Below are 13,482 nucleotides of genomic sequence, written 5' to 3'. Positions count from 1 at the left end.
TCATTCCTCAGAGTGCGATCTCCATCATTCGATCGACTCGGCAGTCAACGTTTCGGGGGCCGGCCGCGTCTATCTCTGTGCGGCCACCCTTCGATTGCGAGAGCCATGTTCAAACGACGCAAGGTCATCATCGGCGCACTGGGAGTGGCGGCGACCGCCACCGTCGCCGGATGTTCCACCAGCGGTAACGGTTCCGGCGGCGGCACCGCCGGTTCCGGGTCGACCAACTGGGTCGAGCCGGTCGCCGACAACATCGCGGCCCCGGTCACCCCGGTCACCGTCACCACCACGCCGGCGGACGCCGACAAGGACGTCTCGGTGCTCGACCCGATCACGGTCAAGGTCACCGACGGCACCCTGACCGCGGTCACCGTCACGGCCGGCAAGGAGAAGGTCAAGGGCACCCTCGCCGACGGCGTCTGGACCTCGACCGAGAACCTCGACTACGGCAAGACGTACAAGGTGGTCACCGAGGCCGCCGACAGCACGGGCACGCCGACCGAGCACACCGCGAGCTTCAGCACGGTGAAACCGGCGAAGACCGCGAAGGTGACCTTCCAGGCGAACGGTCTGGCGATCCTCAAGGAGGGCAAGGCGTACGGCGCCGGCCAGCCGGTGATCGTCGCGTTCAGCCGGGCCGTCAACAAGAAGGCCGCCGAGAAGGCCATCGAGATCACCACGTCGCCGTCCGTCGAGGGCAAGTTCTACTGGAAGGACGACCAGACTGTGCACTGGCGTCCGGCGAAGTACTGGGCGGCCGGCACCACGGTCAAGGTCAAGGTCAACGCCTTCGGCGTCAAGCTCGGCAAGACGGTGTACGGCGCGAAGAACGCCTCGACCAGCTTCAAGGTCAACCGTCAGCTGATCGCGGTCAGTGACAACCGGACCCACATGACGAAGGTCTACATCGACGGCAAGCTCGTGCGCACCATGAAGAGCAGCCTCGGCAAGGGCGGCGGCACCACCGGCTCCAACGGCGAGAAGATCAGCTACTGGACGGCCGGCGGCCCGCACGTCGTCCTCGAGAAGCTGCGCACCCACGTGATGAGCTCGGCGAGCTACGGCGTCACCGACCCCAACGACCCGAACTACTACGGTGGCGACGAGATCGAGTACTGCACCCGCATCTCGTACTCCGGGGAGTTCCTGCACGCCGCCCCGTGGAACGGCCAGCTGGGCCAGGCGAACCGCTCGCACGGCTGCATCAACCTGAGCACCGCCGACGCCAAGTGGGTCTACGAGAACTTCATCCACGGCGACATCGTCGACGTCAAGAACACCCCGCGTGAGCTGCCGATCTGGAACGGCCTGGGCGACTGGACCGTCTCCTACGACCGCTACGGCAACTGATCGCCGCCGGTTCCGGCGCGGACGGCCGTCGACCTGGTCCGGCCGTCCATCCCGGAATCGTGGACAGGTGATCGCGACGTCGGTCGTGGCCGCTCGTCGCGGGATGAGCCGGCGCTGCCGGCGGCGCCTCATTCTGGCCGTTCCGGCCGGGCCTCCTCTCGGGTACGCCCGGAGCACGCGCCCGTGATCACCCGTGGGGGAGTGCCGGACGCGGAGCCGTCCGTGCTCGCAAGGGTCACCGCGTGGCGTCGTCGGTCGCCGGTGTCCTCGTGGTGCCGGTCGTCGTGGTGCCGGTCCTCGTCGCCGTCCGCCGGAGGCCCGGGACGAGCACGGCCGCGAGTGCCACGTGGGTCAGTGCCAGGACGACCTTGCTGCCGGTCGTCGCCACCACGCTGGTGAACGGCAGGAACGACACCGCCAGGATCAGGGCCGCCGCGATGCTCCAGATGGTGAGGGCTCGGGCGGTGAGCCGCTCGAGGACAGCGAGCGCCGCCCATCCGAGCAGGCTCGCCAGCACCGCGACGAAGGTGATCTCGGCCGCTCCGAGATCCGTGGCCGGCTGACCCGGCGAGGTGACCACCAGGTCGTGGCCGAGCACCGGTTCCCCGATGGCCCAGACCAGGACGGTCGCGAGAACCGCTGCCACGACCACGAGCGCGCGTCTTCCAGCCTGCATCGTCACCACTCCTTGAGTGCGTCAATCATTGAGGTACTCAACTTTCTGGGAGCGTAGCAGATACTTGAGCAACTCAACTATTGATGGGACGTATCATCAGGGCATGAGTGACGCACCCGCCGACGGTCGGCTGGTCGCCGAGCTGTCCGACCTGGTCTTCCAGGCGGCGGGCCGGCTCCGCACGGGTTTCAACGCGATCGCGACCGAGTTGGGCCTCACCCCCGCCCAGGCCCTGGCCCTGGTCAACCTGCGCGGTCCGGCCCCGATGCGGGACCTCGCCGACGTGCTCGGCTGCGACGCCTCCAACGTGACCGGCATCGTCGACGGCCTGGAGCGGCGCGGCCTGGTCACCCGCCGGCCGGGCCCGTCCGACCGGCGCGTGAAACACCTGGTCCTGACCGAGGAGGGCACTCGTCGTCGTGACCAGTTGACCGCCGAGGCCGACGCCCGGGCCGCCGGCCTCTTCGGCGTGCTGGGCGCGGACCAGGCGCACCTGCGCGACCTGCTCGCGGCGATCATCGGCCCGGCTCGCCCCTGACCCGCCCGCCGGGAGGCGTGCCCCGGTGACGTGGGACGCGGGACGGGACCGGCCGGGCTCCTTCTCGGGTACGCCCGGAGCGCCCGCCCGCGGTCAGCCGGCGAGGAGGGTTCGCAGGGTGGCCAGGGCCTCGTCGGTGAACGTGGTGAGCGGCCGGTCGCCGTCCTGGTCGAGCCACTGCTGGATCGACACGTACAGCAGCGTCACGCTGGTCTCGGCGAGTAGGGCGGCGGTCATCGCCGGCATGCCCCGGTCCTGGAACCCGGTGCTGACCGCCTCGCTGATGGCGGCGCGTTTGCGCAGGTCGCGTTCGCCGAGGCCGGGGTCGGAGCGGACGATGTCGCGGCGGCGCAGCAGCTCGGCCCGGCGGCCCTCGAACCGGGTCTGCGCCACGGTGCGCAGCGCGCCGACGATCAGGGTGAGCGGGTCGGCGCCGGGTGGGGCGGCGGCGATCATCGCGCCGGCCATGGCGGGCATCTCGTTCTCGCCGGCGAACAGGACCTCGCGCTTGTCGGCGTAGTGCCGGAAGAAGGTGCGGGTGGTGAGCCCGGCCCGTTCGGTGATCTGCGGGACGGTCGTCGCGGCGAAGCCCTGTTCGGCGAAGAGTTCGAGGGCGGCCTGTCGGAGTCGGTCCGGTGCGTCCGGCTGCCATCTGCTCACCGGGACGATCCTACCGTGATGACATGCCATGTCATGACCGTGTACCGTGACGACATGGCGTGTCATCACGATGCGCCGCCGATGAGAGGTGACGGCGCGATGAGTGCAGAGGTCTGGATTCTCGGTGGCACCGGCCGCAGCGGCCGGGCGGTGGCGGCCGAACTGGCCCGGCGGGGCGTGCCCACGGTGCTGGTCGGCCGGGACGAGAGCCGCCTGGCCGCGGCGGCGGGACCGGGCGGTGCGCGTACCATGGTCGCCGCTTCCCTCGACGACGCCGCCGCGCAGATCCGCAGGCAGCGGCCGGAGGTGGTCGTCAACACGATCGGGCCGTTCACCGCGACGGCCGGCGTCGTCGCGGACGCCTGCCCCGGCCACTACCTCGACCTGGCCAACGACGTCGCCGCGGTCGGCGCCACCCTCGCCCGGCACGACGCGGCCGTCGCCGCCGGGCGCACGCTGATCACCGGCGCCGGGTTCGGGGTGACCGCCACCGAGAGCGTCGTCGTCAAACTGTGCGAGGGCCGGCCCCGGCCTCTGCGGGTACGCGTGGACATGGTCCCGTCGATCGCGATGGAGGCCGGCGTGCTCGGTGACGCGCTGGCCGCGACCATCCTGGACGGTCTGCCCGGTGTCGAGGGCGGCGGCCGGTTCCAGGGCCGGCGGATCGTCGACGGGCGGCTGGCCCCGGCCCGGGTCGGCGGCGACCCGATGCGGCTCACCCTGCCGGACGGGACCGGGGTGACCACCGCGAGCATGCCCCTCGGTGAGCTCCTCGCCGCGCAGCGCGCCTCCGGGGCCCGCCACGTGGTCGCGGCCTCGAGCGAGGTGCCGTCCGGCGGGGTGGCCCGGGCGCTGATGCCGGTCGTGCTGCCGTTGCTGAACTGGCGGGCGCTGCGCGAGTTCGCCCGGCGCCGTCTCGCCGCGGTCCGGGTGGCGGCGGCCGGCCGTCCCCGTGAGCACTCCTGGGGACACGCCGTGGTGACCTGGGCGGACGGTGAGGTCCGGGAGGGCTGGCTGCGGCTGGGCGACGCGCAGGACGTGACCGGCGCGGTTCCGGCTGAGGCTGCCGGTCGGCTGCTGGCCGGTGCGGGGCGGCCGGGGGCGTACACCCCGGCGGCGCTCTTCGGCGCGGAGCTGGCCGAGGCGTGCGGCGGCTCCTACCTGCTGCCGGTGTCCTGAGACGGGCCGCGGCGGGGCCGTGGCGGCTCCTGGTCGCCGGTGTCGTCCCGGGCGGCGGCGCGCCGGCTCGCCAGGACGGCGAGGACGGTGGCGACCAGCCGCCCGGGGTCGCCGGGCATCGCCGGGTCGTCCGGGCGTGGCCGTCCGTTGAGGATCATCGCGGCGATGTAGAGCGGCGAGTGGATCATCTCGAAGACGTCGACCGGGGTCAGCTCGACGGCTCCGGCCGCGTCGAGCATCGCCTGGAACTGCTCCATCCGGGGTCGCCCCAGCGCGTCGGCGTCGGCGAGGCCGAGCACCGGATCGGCCATCGCCGCGATGTACGCCCGGATCAGCCCGAGCCCACCCGGCCGGACCACCGCCTCCGCCAGCCCGTGCGCGTAGGTCAGCAGGTCGGCGCGCAGGTCACCGGTCGCCGGCACCGGGGAGCGCTCGCTGACGTCGGTGAACGCCACGTCCAGCAGCAGCGCCTCGGCGGTCCGCCACCGCCGGTAGACGGTCGCCGGATGCACTCCGGCGCGGGCCGCGACCTCGGGGAGCCCGATCGTCGTGTCGGGGGAGGCGGCCAGCAGTTCGCGGACGGCGGCGTGCACGGCCTCCCGGGTGCGTGCGGTGCGCCCGCCGGGCCGGGTGTTGCCGGTCGCCTGTGTCATGTCCCTGATTCTAACGCGAAGGGAGTTGCGTTAACGAGCGCCGCGGTCCTACCGTTAATGCGAATTCATTCGCAATAGAGGGGGACTCATGAGGAGTGCGCTGATCGTCGGTGCGGGCATCGCCGGCGACACCCTGGCCGTCCTGCTCGGCCGGGCCGGCTGGCGGGTCACCGTCGTCGAGATCGCCCCGCGGCTGCGGACCGGCGGCCAGACCGTCGACCTGCGCGGCGACTCCCGCGAAGTGCTCGACCGTCTCGGCCTGCTCGACGAGTGCCTGACCCGGCTGGTCCCGCAGCGTGGCGCCGCCTGGATCGACGAGACCGGCCGCCTAATGGCCACCATGCCGGTCGAGGCGTTCGACGGCCAGGGCTACGTGTCGAAGGAGGAGCTGCTGCGCACCGACCTGGCCCGGGTGCTGCACCGGGCCGCCGCCGAGCACGTCACGCACTGGTTCGGCGACACCGTCGACACCCTGGAGCCGCTGCCCGGCGGCGCGGTGCGGGCCACGTTCCGCCACCACGAGCCGGCCGACTACGACCTGGTCGTCGGCGCCGACGGCACCCACTCCCGGGTCCGGTCGCTCACCTTCGGACCGGAGGAACGCTACCGCCGGCCGCTCGGCTTCGCGCACGCCTGGTTCACCCTCACCGAACAGCCGGGCACCCCGCCACTGGACGGCTGGTTCCTGATCTGCAACCGGCCCGGCCGGCTGCTCGTCGCCGCCCGCCCCGGCCACCCGGGCCGGCAGGAGATCGGCCTGTCCTTCCCGGCCACCGAGCTGCCGTCGCGCCGCGACCCGCAGGCCCGGTTCGCCCTGCTGGAGCAGGTCTTCGCCGGAGCCGGCTGGCGCACCGCCGAGTTCCTGGCCGCCGCCCGGACCGCCGAGGACTTCGCGCTCGACACCTACGACCAGATCGTCGTCGAGGGCGGATGGCACCGGGGCCGGACCGTCCTGCTCGGCGACAGCGCCTGGTGTGCCAGCCCGCTCAGCGGCCTCGGCACGGCCCTCGCCCTGCAGGGTGCCGAGGCACTGGCCACCGCGGTGCTGGCCGGCGGCCCCGGCGCGCTGCCCGACTACGAGCGGGCGATGCGGCCCCGGGTCGACGCCGCCCAGAAACTGTTCCCCGGCCGGCTGGCGATCTACGCCCCGAACACCGGACTCGGCATCCGCGCGATGACCGCCACCATGCGCGCCGTCCAGACACCCCCGGTCATCCTCCTGCTGAACCGGCTCGTCGCCACCCACGGCCGCGAGCCGTCCTGATCCCGCGGTGCGTCGCCACGGGAACGGCTGCGGTGCGTCGCCACGGGAACGGCTGCGGTGCGTCGCCACGGGAACGGCCGCGGTGCGTCGTGCGGGAACGGTGGCGATGTGTTGCGCGGGAACGAGGCCGGTGGGGCATCCTGGCGATAGATTGCCGTGGTTGGTTCGTCCGGACGAGTGGAGTTCGCAGCGTGACAATCCTGGATATTCGGCGAGTGGGCGACCCCGTGCTGCGGAAGGTCGCCGACCCCGTCCTGCAGTTCGACGAGGAGCTCAAGACCCTGATCGGTGACCTGCGGGAGACCCTCGAACAGTCGCGGGGCGCGGGACTGGCCGCGCCGCAGCTCGGCGTCGGCCTGCGGGTCTTCGCGTTCGCGCCGCAGCTCAGCGACGGGCAGATCGACTACCTGGTCAACCCGGTCCTGGAGTTCCCGGACGAGGAGGTCCAGGACGGTCCGGAGGGGTGCCTGTCGATCCCGGGCGTCTACTTCGACACCCGGCGGCGCAAGAACGTGATCGCCAAGGGGTTCACCCGGCACGGCGACCCGGTGCAGCTGGTCGGCGAGGGGCTGCTGGCCCGCTGCTTCCAGCACGAGACCGACCACCTGGACGGGGTCCTGTTCATCGACCATCAGCCGGCGGCCAAACGGGAGCAGCTGCTCACGATGGTCCGGGACGCGGGCTGGTTCGACGGACTCGACGACCCGAAGATCAAGGTCAGTCCACACTGACCGGGCTTCGCGCGTACGCCATGAAGAGCGGGAGAAAGACCACCGCGGGGTGTGGCAGACGTCCACGCCCCGGACAGGTGGGGGGTATGAAGCATCAAGGATCAGCTCCGTGACGGGGCCCGACGCCGAACAGCGGTTCCGGGACCTGCACCGGGCCACCTTCGCCGACCTGCTGCGGTTCGTGGAACGCCGGATCCCGGTCGACGAGGCCGAGGACGTCGTGTCGACCGTGTTCCTGACCGCGTGGCGGCGCTTCGGTGAGGTGCCCGAGGACGCGCGGCCGTGGCTGTTCGCGGTGGCCCGCCGGACGATGGCCAACCGGACCCGGGGCTGGCTGCGGCGGCGTGCGCTGGACGTGCGCCTGGACGCCGCCGAACCGCGCCACGAACCGGACAGTGCGCCCGGCACCGCGGCCCGCATCGACCTGCAACGCGCCTGGCGGGAACTGAAGGCGGCCGACCGGGAGGTGCTCGCGCTCGTCGCGTTCGACGGCCTCACCTCCGATCAGGCGGCGTCGGTGCTCGGTGTCCGGCGGTCGACGTTCGCGATGCGGCTCGGACGGGCCCGGCAGCGCCTGCAGGCGGCCCTGAACCCGGAGGCCACCCCCACCACCGTGAAGGAGCAAGAGTCGTGGACGACCGCATGAGCGACCTGGACCGTCTCGCGGTCCTGGACCCGGCACCCGCCCGGGAACCCAGCGACCTGCAGTGGGCGCGGTCGTCGGCGATGGTGGAACGGGTGATCACGGGTGCACCGGCCGCCCGCCGGGCGCGCCGGCTGCTGATGGCGGGCGCCCTGGCGGCGGCCGCCGGGGTGGCCGGCGCGGTGGCCCTGCTGCCCAGTACCGGGGAGAAGGCGGTGGCCTCCTGGACGGCGATGCCCACCGGCCGCAGCGGCGCCGACGTGCTCCCGCAGGCGCGGATCTGCGCTGCCAACGACGTCGGCGGCGGGACCTCGACGGCCCGGGCCTCCGACGTGCTCGTCGCCGAGCAGCGCGGCGAGGCCACCCTGCTGGTGATGCGCAAGAACGCCACGATCGTCGAATGCCTGCAGGTGGGGGACACCGGGGTGGCCTCGATGTCGCTGATCGACGAGGCGGACGTGGTCGCCCCGCCGGCCGGCACGGTCACCCTGGAGACGTCCAGCTCGTTCGGCGACGACGACGAACAGATGTCCAACATGATCGGGCTGGCCGCGCCGGACGTGACGGCGGTCACGCTGCGTCTCGCCGGCGGTGGCGTGATCACGGCCAGCGTGACGAACGGCTGGTGGGCGGCCTGGTGGCCGGGCCCGGAGGGCGGCGATCTCTCGGCGGTGACGGTGAACGTTCAGGTGGGGGAGACCACGACCGCCCACCTGTCGTCCGACCTGCCCTGACCGGTCAGCGCCTGAACCCGTTGACCAGGGCGGTCAGCTCGCCGGACACCCGGCTGAGGTCGGTGGCGGCACGCTGCGTGGAGGCGGCGCCCCCGGCGGTGGCGGTCGCGATGGCCGCCACCCCGGACACCGTCCCGGCCACCTCGCTGCTCGTGGTGGCCGCCTCCGCGACCGACCGGCTCATCTCCGAGGTGGTCGCGGTCTGTTCCTCGACCGCCGACGCGATCGTGGTGGTGTAGTCGCTGATCTGCTGGATCACCTCGGTGATCTCCTCGATCGCGGCGGCGGCCGCGCCGCTCGACGTCTGGATCGCCGCGATCCGGGTGGTGATCTCCTCGGTCGCCTTGGCGGTCTGCTGCGCGAGTTCCTTGACCTCGCCGGCGACCACCGCGAAACCCTTGCCCAGCTCACCGGCGCGGGCCGCCTCGATGGTGGCGTTGAGCGCCAGCAGGTTCGTCTGCTCGGCGATCGTGGTGATCAGCTTGACCACGTCGCCGATCTCGGAACTGGCCGTGCCGAGTTCGGCGACCTGCGCGGTGGTGCGGCCCGCCACCGCCATGGCGGTCTGCGCCACCGAGGCGGCCTGCCCGGCACTCGAGGCGATCTCGGTGATCGAGGCGCTCATCTGCTCCGCGCCGGCGGCGATCGACTGCACGCCGGCGTTGACGTCCTCCGAGCCGAGCGACGCCGCGTTCGCCTTGGCCGCGGCGTCCGCGGCGCCGGACTGCAACTCGGCGCTGACCACGGTCAGTTCCTCCGAGGCGCTGGAGAGGGTCACCACCGAGTCGCCGATCGTGGAGACGGTCCGGCGCAGGGTGCCGATCGCGGCGTCGAGAGCCTGACCCATCAGGCCCGGCTCGTCGGTCCCGGTCAGCCCGGACGTGTGGGTCAGATCCCCGGCCGCGAGACTGTCACACACCGCCCGGACCTTCCCGAGCGACCGGACGATGCCGCGGGCGACGAACACCCCCAGACCCCCGGCGGCCAGCAGACCCACGACCAGCAACACCAACGACGAGATCAAACTCGAGGTGTACGCGGACTGCGCGGCAGCGTTGGTGGCGGCGGCATCGGCATCCTCGACCGCTGCCATGCCGGTCAGGTCCTCCGTCATCTCGGTCATCAGCGGGGTGACCTCGTCGTCGCGGATCTGCTCCCACAGGGCGGCAGCCTGCTTTTCGGCGGCCGGGATCAGCTTGTCGGTCGCGATCGTCACATACTGCTGGTAATCGTCGGCCAGTTCGTCGATGGCGGCCACCTCGGTGGCCGGGCCGCTCGCCCGGTACGCGGCGAACGCGGCGGCGGTGGTCTTCTGATCCTCGGCGAACGCCTTGAGATAGGTGGCCTGGTTCGCGGCCGTCTGGGAACTCGCGTGGCTGACGACGTCGAGCCGGCTCTGCGTCACCGCGGACCGCAGGTCCCCGATGGCGTCGACCCCGGCGACGTTGCCGGTGTAGATCCGCTCCGCCGCGGCGCTGGCCTGCCGCAGCCCGTAGACGCCGACCAGCCCGACCGCGAGCGCGACGACGGCGGCGACGGCGACCGCGCCCAGGATCTTGACGCTCACGCTGGTGTTCGCGAAGGGGCGCCCACGGTTCTCCGGTGTCATGGCAGAGGGGCCTTCCCGGAGTCATGTCGGTGTTCGGGCGGCCCCGATGCCGCCCACCTCCCTGCTGTTCGGCAGTCGGGCCCGGACACTGAGCCGCCGCCCCGCGCCGGGGTGTCACGGTGTTCGCGACGCCGCCCCGGTCACCATGGCGGGCGCGGGCGGCCGGTCACTGGTCGACGGTGAAGATCACGGCTCGGCCGGTGTCCGCGGCCTCGCGGTGGAGTCGCGGATCCGGCCCGCGGTCACCGCGTCCCCGGTGTGGACCGGCCGTCCGGATCCCGGGTGGTGTACAGCCGGCGCACGTGGTGCTGGACCGCGTTCTCCCAGTCCGGAGCGAGGCCGGGGAACGCCAGCTGGTGCATGATCACGCCGTCCAGGTAGTCGAGGACCGCCGTGCACTCGCCGTCGGGGTCCGCCGAGCCGAGGGCGCGGAGCCAGCCGGCCGCCCAGCCGCGGATCTCCCGTGCCGTCCCGGTGAGACGTCCCCGCAGTTCCGGTCGTAGCGCCGCCTCGACGAAGAGTCCGTAGCGGGCGACGGTCATGGTCCGTTGCGGGCCGAGCGCGCGGTGCACGTACGCGACGAGCGCCGCGGCGAGTTCCTCAGCGGTCGACGGCCGGACGAAGCCCGCGATCGTCTCCCAGTCGGCCCGGTCGCGTTCCGCGAAGCGGTCGACGACGGCGCTGATCAGGGCGTCGCGGCTCTTGAAGTGGTTGGCGGCGGAACCGGCCGGCATCGACGCGGCGGCGTCGACGGCCCGGTGGGTCAGCGCCCGGGTTCCCTGATCGCCGAGCACGGCGATGGCGGCGTCCAGCAGGAGTTCGCGGCGAGTCGGCACCGCGCCACGATAGCTGTCACAACTGGCATAGTGAAAAAACAACAGGCGTTGTACTTTGAGGTCATGCATCGACAAGCAATGATCATTGGCGGGGGCGTCGCCGGGCTGGCGGCGGCTGCCGCCCTCGGACGCGACGGCTGGCAGGTGACCGTTCGCGAACGGGACGGGGCACCCGCGACGGCCGGCACCGCCCTCGGCATCTGGCCGGCCGCCCTGCACGCCCTGGACGCCCTCGGCGCCGGTGACGAGGTGCGCCGCGCCGGCGTGCCGCAACTCGCCGGCCGGTTCCTGCGCCCGGACGGATCCCGGATCGCCGAGATCGACGTGGGGCGGCTGCACCGGCGGACCGGCGACCACGTGCATCTGCTGTCCCGGCCCCCGCTGCTGGCCATCCTGCAGGAGGCGGCCATCGCCGCGGGCGCGCGGATCCAGCGGGGAGATCCGGTCGACGGGCCCGAGGCCGGCGGGGCCGATCTGCTCGTCGTGGCCGACGGCGTGTTCAGCCGCACCCGGGAGCGACTGTTCGGTCCGGCGTACCGTGCGCGCTACTCCGGCGGGACCGCCTGGCGCGGTGTCGTACCGGACATGCCGGTGGACGCGTTCGCCGAGGTGTGGGGCCGGGGCGTCAAGTTCGGCGTCACCCCGCAGGAGGGCGGCCGGACCAACTGGTTCGCCACCACGGCGGCCCCGGAGGGAAGCTTCCACCCGGGGGCGGAGGTCGCCGTGCTGCGCCGGACCTTCGGGACGTGGGCGGCCCCGGTGGCGCCGGTCCTCGACGCGATCGAGGAGAGCGGCGTGCTGCGCCACGACGTCTACGTCACTCCGCCGCTCCCGTCCTACGTGTCGGGGGCCGCCGTGCTGATCGGCGACGCCGCCCACGCGATGAGTCCCGACCTCGGGCGCGGGGCCTGCGAGGCGATCATCGACGCGGTCACTCTCGCCCGGTGCCTGCGGGGAGCCTCGGCGCAGGCCGAGGGCCTTCAGGGGTACGACCGGAGCCGCCGTCGCGTCACCCGGCGGCTGTCCCGGGTGGCGGCCGCCGCCGCGGGGATGACCCGGGTCCGGCGTGGCCTGCCGTTCCGTGACGGCCTGTTGCGGGTGGGCATGCTGGCCGGTCCACCCGCCTGATCACCGTCCCGGCCCGCCTGATCGCCGTCCCGGCCCGCCTGATCGCCGTCCCGGCCCGCCTGATCGCCGTCCCGGCCCGCCTGATCGCCGTCCCGGCCCGCTCGGTCGCCGCCCCGTCCGTCGGCTGCCCGCTCGGTTGTCGCTCGTCCGTCGGCTGCCGGCGCGGTTGGTGCACCGGGAGCAGCCGTGGCCGCCCGGATGCGTGTTCCCGGTCGTGGGTCAGCGCCACGCCGTGTACTTGACGGTCTGGATCGCCGGGTCGATGTAGTCGACCTGGTAGAGCACCCGGAAGACGGTGCCGTCGGGTACGCCGCTCGCCAGCACCGTGCGCCGCCCGGGTGTCGGGGAGCAGGCCTCGACCGGCTCGGTGTAGGTGGGATCGCCCCCGGTGGGGGACAGGAACGCCAGCAGGAACGTCTGGCAGGTGTCGTCCGGGTCGGCGGCGTCCCGGATGTGGGAGACCGCGATGGTGGTGCATCGTGATGCCGGCACGGTGACCGGGGCGGAGGCGACCCGTCCGGCGGCGTAGAAACCGGTGCCGGGCTGCGTCGGCGCGCAGGGGCCGGCGGAGTGCGCGGTGGTGCCGACGGAGTGTGTGGTGGTGCCGGCGTGTGTGGTGGTGGCCTGTGCGGTGGTGGCGGCCTGTGCGGTGCCGGCGGGCACGAGCGCGGCGGTGCCCGCCACCGTCAGGGCGGTGAGGAAACCTGCTGTCGTGGTCATGCGACCGACGATCCTCCGGCAGGCCCGCGCCGTGTAGTGGCGTGAAGGAGTTGACACTTCTGCCGGGAATCGCGTTCCGGCGGGGATGCGGATGTTTTCACCGAGCGGGAAAACGGGGGATGCGTTCATCCGCGCGGAAACCGTGGGAAAGCCGAACGGCGGCCCGCTGAACCAGTCGGGCCGCCGTTCGCAGATGTTGATCAGAGCGGGCGGATGTTCTCCGCCTGCGGGCCCTTCTGGCCCTGGGTCACGTCGAACTCGACCCGCTGGTTCTCCTCGAGGCTGCGGAAGCCGCTGGCCGAGATCGCGGAGAAGTGGGCGAAGACGTCGGCGCCGCCACCGTCCTGGGCGATGAAGCCGAAGCCCTTGTCAGCGTTGAACCACTTCACGACACCAGTAACCACGTTCATGCTCCTTCGCGAGCTGTCGGGGGCCGCACTGTGCTGCCCCCACGCCGCTGCGTTGATCACCCGCGTCGGAACGACACGAAAAACGAAAAAGCGCCTGGCGGGTCCTCTGAAACCCAACAGGCGCCGATAAACGTCTACGGAAATCAAAACTGCAACACGGCAACCGTAGCACAGAATTTGTCGATCACCGTCAACCGGCGGTCACCGTTCACCGTGCGGCGCGCATTTTCCGGGCGGCACATCGGCGGGATCCGTCCGCCGCGGGGCCCGGCGACCCGGTCCGATGACCGGCGGCGGCACGGCTCGGGCGCAGCGCGCGGGTAGGCTGGTAGTCGATCAGTTCAGCAGTGA

Annotated in this window: 15 protein-coding genes; 8 read left to right on the top strand and 7 right to left on the bottom strand. The window is 72.4% G+C overall.

All coding sequences use genetic code 11. The features are described 5' to 3' along the window. Positions 1–105 precede the first annotated feature (105 nt). The gene (locus QSK32_RS34095) at positions 106–1,350 is read left to right on the top strand and encodes a L,D-transpeptidase (protein WP_045741901.1); all 1,245 of its coding nucleotides are present in this window, start codon (positions 106–108) and stop codon (positions 1,348–1,350) included. 235 nt (positions 1,351–1,585) lie between these two features. Here the strand turns inward: QSK32_RS34095 and QSK32_RS34090 are convergent, their stop codons facing one another. Beyond that, a complete protein-coding gene (locus QSK32_RS34090; RefSeq protein ID WP_045741976.1) occupies positions 1,586–2,026 on the bottom strand; it encodes a DUF6069 family protein in 441 nt (146 codons plus the stop codon). Between the two features lie 103 nt (positions 2,027–2,129). Between QSK32_RS34090 and QSK32_RS34085 the strand changes: the two genes are divergently transcribed. Further along, positions 2,130–2,564: a MarR family winged helix-turn-helix transcriptional regulator gene (locus QSK32_RS34085; protein WP_052720360.1), complete on the top strand. Its 435-nt coding sequence runs from the start codon at positions 2,130–2,132 to the stop codon at positions 2,562–2,564. A gap of 93 nt (positions 2,565–2,657) precedes the next feature. Here the strand turns inward: QSK32_RS34085 and QSK32_RS34080 are convergent, their stop codons facing one another. Next, entirely contained in the window at positions 2,658–3,224 is a 567-nt protein-coding gene (locus tag QSK32_RS34080; RefSeq protein ID WP_045741900.1) for a TetR/AcrR family transcriptional regulator, read from the bottom strand. 99 nt (positions 3,225–3,323) lie between these two features. Here QSK32_RS34080 and QSK32_RS34075 point away from each other — a divergent pair, with 99 nt between their 5' ends. Continuing rightward, positions 3,324–4,403, top strand: a complete 1,080-nt coding sequence (locus tag QSK32_RS34075) for a saccharopine dehydrogenase NADP-binding domain-containing protein (protein ID WP_285474186.1) — start codon at positions 3,324–3,326, stop codon at positions 4,401–4,403. Here QSK32_RS34075 and QSK32_RS34070 read toward each other — a convergent pair. Further along, positions 4,382–5,056, bottom strand: coding sequence for a TetR/AcrR family transcriptional regulator (locus QSK32_RS34070; RefSeq protein WP_285474185.1), 675 nt, complete (start codon positions 5,054–5,056; stop codon positions 4,382–4,384). The genes QSK32_RS34075 and QSK32_RS34070 overlap by 22 nt on opposite strands. 88 nt (positions 5,057–5,144) lie before the next feature. Between QSK32_RS34070 and QSK32_RS34065 the strand changes: the two genes are divergently transcribed. The 4 genes from QSK32_RS34065 (at position 5,145) to QSK32_RS34050 (ending at position 8,428) form a co-directional block, all read left to right on the top strand. Next, positions 5,145–6,320, top strand: a complete 1,176-nt coding sequence (locus QSK32_RS34065; RefSeq protein ID WP_285474184.1) for an FAD-dependent monooxygenase — start codon at positions 5,145–5,147, stop codon at positions 6,318–6,320. Between the two features lie 191 nt (positions 6,321–6,511). Then, a complete protein-coding gene (def, locus tag QSK32_RS34060) occupies positions 6,512–7,051 on the top strand; it encodes a peptide deformylase (RefSeq protein WP_045741898.1) in 540 nt (179 codons plus the stop codon). A 109-nt stretch (positions 7,052–7,160) separates the two neighbouring features. After that, positions 7,161–7,697 carry an RNA polymerase sigma factor gene (locus QSK32_RS34055; protein WP_285474183.1) on the top strand — a complete coding sequence of 179 codons (537 nt, stop codon included), beginning with the start codon at positions 7,161–7,163 and terminating at the stop codon, positions 7,695–7,697. Next, complete coding sequence (locus tag QSK32_RS34050) at positions 7,682–8,428, top strand: hypothetical protein (RefSeq protein ID WP_045741897.1); 747 nt, start codon at positions 7,682–7,684, stop codon at positions 8,426–8,428. The genes QSK32_RS34055 and QSK32_RS34050 overlap by 16 nt, the downstream gene beginning before the upstream one ends. Positions 8,429–8,432: 4 nt before the next feature. On the opposite strand, the gene QSK32_RS34045 is transcribed toward QSK32_RS34050, so the two are convergent. Beyond that, positions 8,433–10,037: a methyl-accepting chemotaxis protein gene (locus tag QSK32_RS34045; protein ID WP_045741896.1), complete on the bottom strand. Its 1,605-nt coding sequence runs from the start codon at positions 10,035–10,037 to the stop codon at positions 8,433–8,435. Between the two features lie 242 nt (positions 10,038–10,279). Beyond that, positions 10,280–10,873: a TetR/AcrR family transcriptional regulator gene (locus tag QSK32_RS34040; protein ID WP_045741895.1), complete on the bottom strand. Its 594-nt coding sequence runs from the start codon at positions 10,871–10,873 to the stop codon at positions 10,280–10,282. Positions 10,874–10,936: 63 nt separating this feature from the next. On the opposite strand from QSK32_RS34040, the gene QSK32_RS34035 reads away from it, so the two are divergent. Continuing rightward, the gene (locus QSK32_RS34035; protein WP_285474182.1) at positions 10,937–12,001 is read left to right on the top strand and encodes an FAD-dependent monooxygenase; all 1,065 of its coding nucleotides are present in this window, start codon (positions 10,937–10,939) and stop codon (positions 11,999–12,001) included. Between the two features lie 219 nt (positions 12,002–12,220). Here QSK32_RS34035 and QSK32_RS34030 read toward each other — a convergent pair whose 3' ends face one another. Further along, positions 12,221–12,721, bottom strand: a complete 501-nt coding sequence (locus QSK32_RS34030) for a hypothetical protein (protein WP_285474181.1) — start codon at positions 12,719–12,721, stop codon at positions 12,221–12,223. A gap of 200 nt (positions 12,722–12,921) precedes the next feature. Next, a complete protein-coding gene (locus tag QSK32_RS34025) occupies positions 12,922–13,125 on the bottom strand; it encodes a cold-shock protein (protein ID WP_045741892.1) in 204 nt (67 codons plus the stop codon). Positions 13,126–13,482: the final 357 nt, after the last annotated feature.

Origin of the sequence: Actinoplanes sp. NBRC 101535, assembly GCF_030269225.1 — a bacterium.
Taxonomy (GTDB): domain Bacteria; phylum Actinomycetota; class Actinomycetes; order Mycobacteriales; family Micromonosporaceae; genus Actinoplanes; species Actinoplanes rectilineatus.
Note: the sequence above shows the minus strand (reverse complement) of the source record. Positions and strands in the feature narration are given on the sequence as shown.